Genomic DNA, 12,396 nt, shown 5'->3' with positions numbered 1-12,396 from the left:
GGGTGAAGGTACCTGGCCCACCATGCGCGACACCCTGATCAAACTGGGGATCAGTGAAACCCAGTTTATTCGCGAATGCGACGCCAGTTTTAAACAAGGTGCTAAATTTTGTGGCTGGGTAACCGGCGCAAAAAACGATTTTTATTATCACCCGTTAGTGCTACCACAAGGTTTTAATCAATGTGACCTGGTGCCCCACTGGCAGCAAATCAGTACTGAGCATTCCTTTTCTGAAGCTGTGTGTTTTCAGGAGAGCATCTGCGAACAAGGCCTGGCCCCGAAAACCATTCAGACACCGGAATATGCCGCCGTTGCTAATTATGCTTATCATCTGGATGCCGGAAAATTCACTAAATTATTGACCGAACATTGCACTAAAAAACTGGGAGTGAAGCACATCAAAGCCGATGTCTGTCAGGTAATTAATCATGACAATGGCTATGTGAAATCAGTGCTTACCCGGCAAGCTGGCGAAATAACCGGCGATTTATTTGTAGATTGCAGTGGCTTTCAGTCTTTGTTGTTAGGGCAACATTGCAACATCCCTTTTACAGATCGCAGCGACGTGTTGTTTTCAGATACTGCATTAGCGGTACAGGTGCCTTACGAAACAGAAGATACCCCTATTGCTTCCCATACAATCTCCACCGCACAAGCAGCCGGCTGGATTTGGGACATTGGCCTGCAACATCGCCGCGGTGTAGGCTATGTGTATTCCAGTCAGCACAGTGATGAAAATCAGGCAATGCAGGCGCTGAAAGCCTATGTGGGACCGCAAATAGACACGCTGTCAGTGCGTAAAATCCCCATCCAATGTGGCCATCGCCAAAAGTTCTGGCACAACAATGTAGTGGCTGTCGGGTTAGCCGCAGGCTTTCTGGAACCACTGGAAGCGTCCGCTTTGGTACTGGTGGAAATGTCTGCCACTATGATTGCCCAGCAAATGCCAGCCAATCATGATGTCATGCCGGTGATTGCCAATCGCTTCAACGATACCTTTTTGTATCGCTGGGAGCGCATTGTGGATTTTCTGAAGTTGCATTACTTGTTATCGCAACGCAACGACAACGCATTCTGGCGGGATCACAGAGACCCAGCCAGTATCCCGGAATCGCTGCAACAGTTGCTGCAGTTGTGGCGTTATCACCCGCCCCAGGATCATGATTTCACCAGCAACAATGAAGTATTTCCTGCTGCCAGCTATCAATATGTGTTGTATGGTATGGGCTTTAAAAGTGATTTAAGCCATGTGCACATCAGCCCTAAACAGCAACAAATGGCACAACAGCAGTTCGATATTAATCGGCGCAATATCCAGCAAGTTTTGTCACGATTACCGCAAAATCGCGACATTTTGAATAAGATAAAAGAATACGGCTTTCAAACCTTATGAGGATCAAACCATGTCGCAACTAGTGGCTTTAAATCGCCGGACTCACAAATCACTTCGCGTAGATACCCAAAAGGTAGAACAGCAGGCGGCCGAATTACACATGGTGCCCGTGGTGCTACCTGAATTTCGCAAATTGCTGGTGCACTACCCCATCGTATTTTCTAAAAACAGTGAAACCGGACAATTTATGTGCTCCGCGTTACTGGGTTTTGAACAGGGTGAAAACCTGTTTTGGCAGCAAGGTAGTTGGCAGGGCATTTATGTGCCATTGCAGGTTAGTCGCCAGCCATTTTTCTTAGGTCAACAGGATACGAATCAACAACCAGACGCAGCGCAGCAGGACCCAGTGCTCTGTATCAACGAAGCCCACCCGGCGACAGGCGACCTCGGCGAAGCCCTGTTTGATGCCGATGGTCAGGCAACGGCTTATTTGCAGAACCAGCAACGGGATCTCATGACCCTTTTACATGGCGAGCAGCTGACGCAACAATTTATTGCAACCTTACTGGAATTGCAGTTGCTAACCGCCATGTCACTGGAAATAAAATTTGTGGATGACAGCAGCACCAAAATTAATGGCCTGTACACCATTGACGAGGATAAGCTGGACGAGCTGTCGCCCAACATTTTACAGCAGTTGCAGCAGCAGGGTTACCTTGCGGCCATTTACGCCATGGTGCACTCTACCGGTCAGATATATCATTTAATTGAGCGAAAAAACCAGCGTCTGCAACAGGCGCAAAACTGGTTTAAATCGGCGGCACAATCTTAGTACTATGACGACATTACCGGTGGCAGATATGCAAGGACAGCCAATGCAATTTAACCCTTCCGCCAGAATCAGTGTGCACTTTATCGGGCCTGAAAATACTGCGGATGCCAAAGCCCCGTTACTGATCATTGACGATTGTTTGTTAATGCCACACGCGCTGGTTGAAGCCGCAAAAACTGCGCAGTTCAGCAACAATGATGGTGATTTTTACCCAGGAATCCGCGCGCCTTTACCGCCACAATATTGTCACACAATGGCACAGGCCCTAACGCCTCTTCTCGCGCCTTATAGGGATTTCAATAGCGCGTCGCTGGACTATAGTTTTTCAGCGTTTTCCCTGACCACGCAGGCCAGCCAAACACTCAAACCCATTCAGTGTATCCCCCATTACGATGACACCCATACCAGCAAGTTTGCACTGGTGCATTATTTGTTTCAGCAAGACCTGGGAGGTACGGGCTTTTTTCAGCATAAAAAAACCGGTTACTGGCAGATTAACCCACAGAATCAAAACCATTACATGAAAACCCTGGGTACCCAGGCCACCACCGAAGGCTTACCGGAAGCCGCCTATATTCAGGGCAGCACCCCGCTGTTCGAGGAATACTTTAGGGTGACACCCATGTTTAATCGGGCCATTGTTTATCCCTGCAACTTGTTGCACTCGGGACTGATCAACGCACAAACGGGGTTGTCACCGACCCCCACCGAGGGAAGACTCACCGCCAATCTGGCACTGCAGGCAGGTTAATAGAGTGCGGCTTAGAGTTTGCCGCGAATACCAAAAGAATAGCGGGTTCCGGTATCCTGAATTAGCAACAATTGATTGGCATAACGGCCATGCTTGTGCACCACTTCATTACTGAGGTTAATGCCTTCCAGAAAAATCGACAGATTGGGATTAATGTCGAAACTGACACTCATGTCCAGTTGTTTGTATGGGGCAACAAAGGTCGGCTCGGAGCTTTGCCGCTGCACCAGCGACTGCAAAAAGCCTTCCCGGCGATTCCAGGCCAGGCGCCACTGCCATTTATCCTTATCGTAAAACAACACCAGATTGGCGGAATCGCTGAGTCCCGTCAGGGCAAACTTGTTGCTGATATCGTCCCGTTTTAATTGTGCGTTGCTGTCCACCAGCGTCATATTCCCCAGCACACTAAATCCCGTATCCCCAAACTGGTGACTAATACTGAGTTCCACGCCCTGCACTTTGGCCTGCTCACCGTTTTGCGGTTGTACCAAATCAAATTCCGCCAGGGCATCGTCAGCATCCGGTGCGGTAGGATCACTCCCGGTACTGGGGTCGGTAACCTCACCAAACACCACCGGTGAGGTTTGAGTAGTGATAAAGTTGCTAACGCGTTTCACAAAATAACCCGCTGATAAATAGCTGTTGCGGGCGTAATAATATTCCAGAAACACATCCAGATTTTCCGATTCAAAGGGTTGTAGCTGAGTATTTCCGGAACTGGCCCGCAAGTCGCCGCCTTGCCGGGTCGTGTTCAGCGTCACGCCGGGTGATAACTGAGAAATGGTGGGCCGGGTCAGAGAACGCGACCAGGCCAGCCGCGCGGTCAGTTGGTCGCTCAGCTCCCATTTTACATTCAGTGAAGGCAGCCAGTTGTGGTACTGATTGCGAAACGCCACCGGCTGCAAAGCGCCGGTTACCGGTCCCAGCTCGGTTTGATCCAGGATGTCCAGTCGCTGCAACTGTTCAATAAAGCCGGAGATATGCACCCGGGTATGCTCGTAGCGCAAGCCGCTGTGCAGGGTAACGGGGTTATCCAGTAAGGTGTGATTGAGTACAAAATCAATGTATGCCCCCTGTACCTGTTCGGTAACCGTAAACGAACTGCCGCGCTTGGTGGCACCTAAATCGGTTTCGCCAAACGACTCCAGATATGCAAACAACTGCTGACTATCATGGCGCAGCCATTGTTTGGGTATCCACTGATGGCCGGGAACGCTGCTGAGGAAATCATCACCGGCACTGAACACCTGTTGAAACTCATCCGGAAGGTCCGGCTCATCAAAGTAACCACAATACTGACAATGCCGGGCGTTATCTTCATTGTCGTAGCGCGTGTTACTTTTCACCTGCTCAGTGTACTGATAACCAAAATCCAGATAAAAGGGCTGCTGAAAAGCATCGTCCCAATTGCCATCAATACGAAATTGCCGCACTTCATCACGTATATGCCAGCCCCGGCGCAACATCACATGAGCGCGTCCGTTGGCCGGGTCCAGATAATGGCTAACACCGACATTATTTCCATTGGCATCAGACACATTATCACTGGCCGTCTCAAAACCATAAATACGCGGCAATAGTGCATTTTCCACCAGTTCAAACCGGGAGCGATTGAGATAACCAATCAGCGACAAGGCATTGGCCGCGCCACTGGTATCGTCAATTTCTGCCTGTGAATAAGACCAGTCCACTTCCCAGCTGAATGCGCTGTCTGGCCGCCACTCCATATTCAGTCCAATGGCATCAATTTTCGCCGGTCTGTCGAAGGTTCGCGCGTGAAAATCGGTGGCATGACCAATGTTCTGTTCAAAAGACACGACGGTACCGTGGCTGTCTGTGCTTACCTGTTCCAGATTGCTGGAAGTGAACCAGTGCCCCATCGACGTCGCGTTAGTACTGACATCCAGCCGGGTGTGCAGGGCATCCGCTACAAATTCCAGATTGTCATCAGGGCGGTATTGCAACACCAGCGTACTGCCGGTGCGTTTGCGTTCATCAAAACGCACCTGGTGATCATAATTACGGGGCACGAATATGTTATCGGTTTCGCTGAGCACTTCGCTGTGCGGAATATTGGTATTTACCAACCAGCCGTCCATTTGCGCTTCGTCAATGCGCGCGTCCCGTTGCTGCTGGTTGTAAGCCAGCAATGCACCAAACCGGTTGTTCTGCCAGGTGTTGGAGATCAGGGCAGAATACTGAGGTGATAGATCCCGGCTATTGCGGTCATACAAGCCTTTAACACTGCCCACAAACTGAAAATGCGGTATCGACAGGGGTCTGGCGGTTTGCACATCAATGGTTGCTCCAATGCTGCCGGATTGCTGTCTGGCATTCTGAGTTTTATAAACGTTGACGCCACTGACGATTTCCGATGCCAGGGTATCAAAACTAAACTCGCGGCCTAAATTATCGGTAGCCATTTGTCGGCCATTCAGCAGCACCCGGTTAAACTCCGGCCCAAATCCCCGCACCGTCACAAACTGTCCTTCACCTTCCGCCCGGTCGATAGAGACACCGGCAATACGCTGTAACGACTCCGCCAGATTCTGATCCGGCAATTTACCAATTTCCACGGCCTGAATGTTATCCATCACTACATCAGATTCCCGCTTGATGCTTTGCGACTCCCGGATACTGGCGCGATACCCCCGCACCATAATGTGTTCATAGGGGCTGATATCCTTGGCAGGTTCTATGGTGATCAGGTTGTCATCACCACGAATAAAATCAATAAATTGCGCAAACAGTGATTTTACTTCAGGCGGTTCCTGCGGCTTTTCTGAGATGATGATCTGATTGTTGTCAGCAATTCTGGCCTGCAATCGGGTGTCTGCCAGCAACCGGTGAATGGCGTCCGGTGCCGGAAAGTAACCGCGCACCGCATTGGCCTGCACGTCTTTCACCAATGAGTAGGGAAACACCACGGTCAGATTGCCCTGTGATGCAAACTCGATAAGCGCTTCGTCAGCGGGTTTACTTTCTATCTGAAATCGCCTGAGAGGGTTATCTTCTGCAGCCATCACACCCGACATTGCCAACATCAATGCTGTCGCTACGGCGCTGCGCCGTAAACGTTTAATGTCTGATTTGCGAGAAGATAACGCCATAGTAAGCTTAGTAATTCAGTGTCCTGCAAAGATTAATAATGATGATGCCTGCGCCGAATTTCGGATTAGCTCTACACAGCATAGCCAAAAACCCTAACGCCCCCTATTTTTGCTCTGCCATTTCATCGGTTGCTGAGTCTCAACTGTTCAATATTCAGCCATAAGCGTTCGTCTTCCAGAGGCGTTTGGTCACTCATGTTGGGGTTTTCCAGGCGAATCACCACCCGCTCCTGCAGCCGCGCTAAGGTTATCGCATCTTTGATCATGGGGTGAGCGAAAAATAACTGATCGTAGGAGCCATCTTCGATAGCCTGGTTAAAACCACGCTCTATTGCCTGCGCAAGCGTTTGATTGTCCGGGGCCACAAAAAAATACATGGCAAAGGGATAAATCAACAGTAACCGAGGCTCGATACTCAGATTTAACGCAGTTCGCGCACTGACTTCACTCCAGGGTTCATGGATAGCCCGGGGAAACAAATCAAACCGGCCCCCCTCCAGCATAGGAAACAAGCTTTCATACTTCACCGGAGTAACCACATTCAGACCTGCGTGCTTTAGCACCACAGTATCTCCCCAAAAGCGTCCCTGCCCTACGGAAAATCGCTGCAAATCGACTAAGTTGTTAACCTTCGAATAGCGGCTTTCCTCTCCCTGTCGAATGATAAAAATACGGTGTCCTAACATGCCTTTTAACACCGGAATGCGAATCGGCAGCAGCGACTGCTCATAGTGTTTTTGCGTGCCCGCCCACATCACGCTCATGCCGCCTTCTTTTAACATTTCCATGGAACGCCCTTCTGTCTGGGCATTGGGCAACGGCTGAAACTGATAACGGGCGCTGTCTTTGGTTTTACTCAGGGCCAGTTTTAAAATTTCTGCGATCAGGTTTTCTTTTGGGTCATTGGACTTGGGATGCACAATCAGGTACTCATTGGCCTGCGTGTTAAAGCAAATAACCAATAACAACCAACCTGTAGTGCAAATGCCAATCAGGAATAATTTATCAATACGCAGCATGGCTTACCTGTTCTGAAAATAAGGCTTAAAATGTTATAAATATGTTAAATTAAGAGTTCGACGAGCCAGCTTTAAAAATCCCCCAGTCGTGTTTTAAAATTTTTTTTAATATCGGCTGGCGGATTTTTGCGTGTGGCTCGTTTTGATGAATGATTGCAATCAATAACAGAACAATATGCCTTTAGACTCTACAATCCATGACGCTTACATGGCAGCCAGAAACGGACTGTCACGTATGGTGTCGCGTCTGGTGCCACCGAAAGAGGTGGAAGATATTGTACAGGAAACTTACGTTCGACTTTGTCAGGTAGAGCAACCCAGGTCGATCTCTGAGCCCCGATCTTTTTTGTACCGTACCGCCAAAAACCTCGCTCTGGATCATTTAAAAAGAGCGGAAACCCGTCTGACTGATTCACCAGAAGACAGTCTTGACAGTATGATGTTGGAACAAACGGTCGATAACACCTTGCAAAGCGTAGTCAGTGACCAGGAATTTGGTCACTTTTGTGAAGCGGTGCGGCAACTGCCGGTTGTCTGCCGCAAAGTATTTGTCCTTAAAAAGGTGTACGGCTATTCCCAAAAGGAAATAGCAAAAATGATGAATATTAGTGAAAGTACCATTGAAAAACATATCGCTCAGGGAATGAAGCGCAGCATGCTCTATGTCATGCAAAAAGAGCAAGGCGCGCCTGTACCTGCTGACAAGGCTTCTGTTACAGGTAAATCGCTATGAACAATAATGTTGTACCTATCCGTACTACCGCCAAAGCCGCAAACAACAGTGCGCTGGATTCTGCAGCAGAATGGATAGCCAAAATGGACCGGGGGCTGAGTCTCGAGGAAGAGCAGCAACTGAAAACCTGGCTGCAGTCTTCAGAAGAGCACCGTGAGATGTTGTTTAAAATGGCGAAACTGTGGGACAACATGGCCGCGCTGGAGCGATTAAAATCGCTGTTCCCGGAACCACCGGTTAAACAGTCTCGCCGCGCGCCTTTAGCCATGGCCGCATCGGTGGCGTTTATTGCCATGTTATTTACCTTTTTGTGGCTAAGTGCGGGGGACTCCTGGCTGTCTGACAGTGAACTTGTGGTTTTGTCAGAGCAGCGCTTTGAGACAGGTACCGGCGACTCGAAAAAAGTAACCTTGTCTGACGGCAGCCTGTTGTCGGTCAATACCAACACCTCCGTTAAAGTGACCTTTATGGAACAACAGCGGGTAATAGAATTGTTTGAAGGTGAAATTCACATACAGGTGGCCCATAACACCGAAAGACCACTGAGCGTATACGCCGCCGGACAAATCATTCAGGCGGTAGGCACAGCATTCAATGTTGAACTCCTTGAAGATCAGGTGGAGTTGATCGTCACAGAAGGCAAAGTCAGAGTGGCCAGACAGGCCGAAGATCAGCCGGATCCACTGCGCCCCATGCAAAATCGATTGGACGACAGCCTGCCATCATTGGTGCAGGGGCAAAAGTCGCTGCTGACCGTAGCTGCCCCAACCATAGAAACCGTAGAAACGGCAGATATTAATGCAGCATTATCCTGGCAGCAGGGCAATCTGGTGTTCAGAGGGGAACCATTGCAACAGGTATTGGCTGAGGTCAGCCGCTACAATGCAGTGACTTTCGAACTCCCGCAGAATGAACTGAACCACATTCAGGTAGCAGGATTATTTAAAACCAATGACCTGAATGGTTTTCTCAGCGCGCTGCAACAGAACTTTGCCATTGAAAACCAACGCACTTCGGATAACCGCATTGTTTTGCGCCGGGGCAGTTAAGAGTTGCAACAGGATGCCACAGCCAATGCTGTGGCCTCTGTCTGCAAGAATGTGTTAAAACCTGTGCTACTGTCCATCTATCATCCATTCTATGACCCCATAATGAGACCATAATCATGTCAGAAACTATTGAACAGCCAAACCAGGGCGGCATCAGCGCTGCCCAGGTAGAACAAATCACCGCCGCCGAAGATCAGGCGGTCTCGGTGGCCTATGTGATATTTATCTCAGCGGTAGCGGCCATTGGCGGTTTTTTATTCGGCTTTGACTCAGGTGTCATCAATGGCACAGTGGGCGCACTGGAAAAAGCCTTTAATGCCACTGATGTCGCCACGGGTTTTAATGTGGCATCTGTCTTACTGGGTTGTGCCTTAGGTGCATTAATGGCCGGGCCAGTGGCCGATAAATTAGGGCGCAAACCGGTGATGATAGTCACAGCAATCGTATTTGCCATCAGCGCTTATGGCTCCGGTATTGCTGACAGTTCTATGGCGTTCATCTTTTATCGGTTACTGGGCGGATTAGGCGTAGGTGCAGCGTCAGTACTGGCACCGGCTTATATTTCTGAAGTTGCTCCCGCCAGCCTGCGAGGCCGACTGGCCACCTTGCAGCAAATGGCCATAGTGTTGGGCTTATTTGCCGCTTTTATGAGTAACTTTACCATCGCTTCTTACACCGGCGGAGCCAGTGAGCCTGGCTGGTTTGGGATCGCAGCCTGGCGCTGGATGTTCTGGATGGAAATCATTCCCGCCAGCTTGTTTTTCATCGGTGTCATCTTGATCCCTGAATCGCCACGCTTTTTGGTGGCACAGGGCCGCGAATCTGACGCAAAGAGCGTATTTGAGCGCATCGCACCCGGCGTGGCGAACGCCCAGGTTAGTGAAATTAAACGCTCGTTGCAAAGCAGCCATAAACCCGCCCTGCGGGACCTGTTTATCAGCGGCACCCGCAAAATTCATCCCATTATCTGGGTAGGCGTTGCGCTGTCAGTGTTCCAGCAATTTGTGGGCATCAATGTAGTATTTTATTATGGTGCTGAGCTTTGGCAGGCGGCCGGATTTGATGAATCGCAATCTTTGTTTATCAACGTTTTGGGCGGTGTTACCAATGTAGTGTCTACCTTTATTGCCATCGCGTTAATAGACAAAATTGGCCGCAAACCGCTGCTGATTATCGGCAGTTCAGGTATGGCGGTGATGTTGGCTACACTGACCTGGTTATTCAGCACGGCAGGTTTAGATGAGGCCGGCAAACTGGCGCTCACCGAAGGCATGGGAACTTTAGCACTGGTTGCAGCCAATCTGTATATCGTATTTTTTGGCATGAGTTGGGGACCGGTTGTCTGGGTACTGCTAGGCGAAATGTTTAACAACCGAATTCGCGGTGCCGCTTTGGCGTTAGCCGCCAGTGCACAATGGCTGGCAAACTTCGTGGTAACCATGACTTTCCCCATCCTGTTAACACAAACCGGACTGGGCGGCGCTTACGGATTATATGCCTCCAGTGCCCTGATCAGCCTGTTTTTTGTATTGCGTTACGTCAAAGAAACACGTGGCCGAAGACTGGAAGAAATGTAGTTCTGCCTTAACTGAACGTCATAATACCTTTGAAAAGCGCTGAGCCGTCTGATGCTGGGGCAAATATTGGTCAAATACCATGCAGATATTTCGCACCAGCAATCTGGCACACTCATGAACCAGGATTTGCTTTTCCTGGATACTCAGTAACCCGTCGTCAGCAAAGGTGCTCAGTGTCTGCAATTCCTGCGCAAAGTGCGACTTAAAGTCAATTTCGAATAGCTCTTCGACCTCGCTGAAACTCACATAAAGATTGGTCATCAATGCCCGGATAACAAAACCCCGAAGTTGATCCTCCTCTGATTGCACCAGGCCGCGTTCAATCGCATGTTGCTGTTCATCCAGTTGGCGGTAATAGTCAGCGGTATGCTTCAGGTTTTGGCTATAGATATGACACACGGAACTGATCGCGCTGACACCAAAGCCCAGCAGATCTGCATGTTGAATACTGCTGTACCCCTGAAAATTTCGTCCGAGCCGCCGTGCTTTGAGGGCCAGTGCCAGTTCATCATCGGGTTTGGCAAAATGATCAATGCCAATCATCACATAACCAGCCCGGGTCAATGTCGTAACCGCCAGGCGCATCAAAGCCAGTTTGTGCTCACCAGTCGGTAACCAATGGTCTTTTATCTTGCGCTGCGCCGGAAATTTCTGTGGCAGGTGGGCATAGTTAAACAGAGAAATCCGTTGCGGATCTATCGCCAGCACATCCTCAAGGGTTTGCTCAAAAGTCGCTAAATTTTGGAACGGCAGGCCATAAATCAGATCCAGATTCACCGAACCTACGCCGCTGGCGCGGGATACACGGCAAAGACGCTTCACCATATCCGTATCCTGAACCCGGTTGATGGCTATCTGCACCTGCGGATTCGTATCCTGGACACCCATGCTAATTCGGTTAACACCAAGTTCAGCCAACCCCTGTATATAGGCTTCTGAAGTTTCTCTGGGATCAATCTCGATACTGATTTCAGGATTGCAACGCACCTTGTAGTCATTGCAAATCCCCCACAAGATATCTTTGATTTCGGTAAGCGACAGCATACCCGGCGTACCACCACCAAAATGGATCTGCACTATCTGATGATTTTTGAACAGTGCAGCCCGTAAACTGATTTCTTTCCGCAGATAATGAACATACTTGCTGATCTTGTCGCGGTTGCGGGTGATCACCTTGTTGCAGCCACAGTAATAACAAAGGCTGTGACAAAATGGCACATGAATATAAATGGCCAGATCAGGGTTTACCGCTAACAGAGCGGCCTTTCGAAACTGTCGGTCGGTGAAGCTGTCTTTAAACTCCAGCGCCGTGGGGTAAGAGGTATAACGTGGTCCGGAAGTGGCATATTTTTCCAGTATTTTGCTGTTAAATAAAGCGCTGTTATCAGAGTGCATGTACCGCCCAAGCCTGTTGTTAAATGGGTACTCAGCTTAACTTCTGGCAATTTCTAAACCTTAATCTGTATCAAGTTTTTGTGTGATCCTGGCCTGCATTTCTGCACAATCGTGCAAGCGAGCGCAGAATTCTCGTTTAAGGCAACAAAATCGTATAAAAAAGCACCACGGACAGGAAAAATTTTCTAAAAAAATAAGATGATTTCCTGACGCGTTCCGCTACAATCTGCGGTCCAATAATCAGGCTCTGCAACTGTTTCCAGCCAGACTTCGCCAAAGAGCCTGAACCTGATTTAGCAGTTTACACAGGAGATAAAACGAAATGGCGGCAGCTGTTTTTAATTTATCTGATATTAATAACCTGATGCGGGAGCTTCAGGGCGACGTGGTACTTTACCCCACCATTGAACACATATTTATGGAAAGCCTGTATCCGGATGGCATTATTCTGGATGCTCATGGTCGAACCAAAGCGCAGGCGGAGGCCGCTGAAGAAAAGTTTTGGCCAGATTCCAGCCGCATTATCAGCAGCAAAATCCCCAGAGCGTTGCTCATGAAAAATGACAAAGGCTTGTACATTTGCAATAACCTGAAGGA

General features: G+C 49.2%; 10 protein-coding genes. 7 read left to right on the top strand and 3 right to left on the bottom strand.

The window, feature by feature from the left end:
• From LJ740_RS16205 to LJ740_RS16195, 3 genes are all read left to right on the top strand, one after another.
• Positions 1-1,393: tryptophan halogenase family protein (locus LJ740_RS16205; protein WP_229530145.1), on the top strand; the 1,393-nt coding region annotated here is incomplete at its 5' end.
• A gap of 10 nt (positions 1,394-1,403) precedes the next feature.
• On the top strand, positions 1,404-2,165 hold the full coding sequence (locus tag LJ740_RS16200; RefSeq protein ID WP_229530144.1) for a SapC family protein: 762 nt from the start codon (positions 1,404-1,406) through the stop codon (positions 2,163-2,165).
• 28 nt (positions 2,166-2,193) lie between these two features.
• Positions 2,194-2,916 (top strand): DUF6445 family protein, encoded by a 723-nt coding sequence (locus tag LJ740_RS16195; protein ID WP_229530143.1) that lies wholly within the window; start codon positions 2,194-2,196, stop codon positions 2,914-2,916.
• An 11-nt stretch (positions 2,917-2,927) separates the two neighbouring features.
• Here the strand turns inward: LJ740_RS16195 and LJ740_RS16190 are convergent, their stop codons facing one another.
• On the bottom strand, positions 2,928-6,026 hold the full coding sequence (locus LJ740_RS16190) for a TonB-dependent receptor (protein WP_229530142.1): 3,099 nt from the start codon (positions 6,024-6,026) through the stop codon (positions 2,928-2,930).
• A gap of 122 nt (positions 6,027-6,148) precedes the next feature.
• Positions 6,149-7,045 carry a type 2 periplasmic-binding domain-containing protein gene (locus LJ740_RS16185; protein WP_229530141.1) on the bottom strand — a complete coding sequence of 299 codons (897 nt, stop codon included), beginning with the start codon at positions 7,043-7,045 and terminating at the stop codon, positions 6,149-6,151.
• Between the two features lie 175 nt (positions 7,046-7,220).
• On the opposite strand from LJ740_RS16185, the gene LJ740_RS16180 reads away from it, so the two are divergent.
• The 3 genes from LJ740_RS16180 (at position 7,221) to LJ740_RS16170 (ending at position 10,404) form a co-directional block, all read left to right on the top strand.
• Complete coding sequence (locus LJ740_RS16180; RefSeq protein ID WP_229530140.1) at positions 7,221-7,778, top strand: RNA polymerase sigma factor; 558 nt, start codon at positions 7,221-7,223, stop codon at positions 7,776-7,778.
• Positions 7,775-8,827: a FecR family protein gene (locus tag LJ740_RS16175; RefSeq protein ID WP_229530139.1), complete on the top strand. Its 1,053-nt coding sequence runs from the start codon at positions 7,775-7,777 to the stop codon at positions 8,825-8,827. The genes LJ740_RS16180 and LJ740_RS16175 overlap by 4 nt, the downstream gene beginning before the upstream one ends.
• Before the next feature lie 116 nt (positions 8,828-8,943).
• Positions 8,944-10,404, top strand: coding sequence for a sugar porter family MFS transporter (locus LJ740_RS16170; RefSeq protein ID WP_229530138.1), 1,461 nt, complete (start codon positions 8,944-8,946; stop codon positions 10,402-10,404).
• Positions 10,405-10,422: 18 nt separating this feature from the next.
• Here the strand turns inward: LJ740_RS16170 and hemN are convergent, their stop codons facing one another.
• Positions 10,423-11,799, bottom strand: coding sequence for an oxygen-independent coproporphyrinogen III oxidase (hemN, locus tag LJ740_RS16165; RefSeq protein ID WP_229530137.1), 1,377 nt, complete (start codon positions 11,797-11,799; stop codon positions 10,423-10,425).
• Positions 11,800-12,121: 322 nt separating this feature from the next.
• On the opposite strand from hemN, the gene LJ740_RS16160 reads away from it, so the two are divergent.
• Positions 12,122-12,396: hypothetical protein (locus tag LJ740_RS16160; RefSeq protein WP_229530136.1), on the top strand; the 275-nt coding region annotated here is incomplete at its 3' end.

The sequence above is a fragment of the Planctobacterium marinum genome (assembly GCF_020687805.1).
GTDB lineage: Bacteria > Pseudomonadota > Gammaproteobacteria > Enterobacterales > Alteromonadaceae > Planctobacterium > Planctobacterium marinum.
Note: the sequence above shows the minus strand (reverse complement) of the source record. Positions and strands in the feature narration are given on the sequence as shown.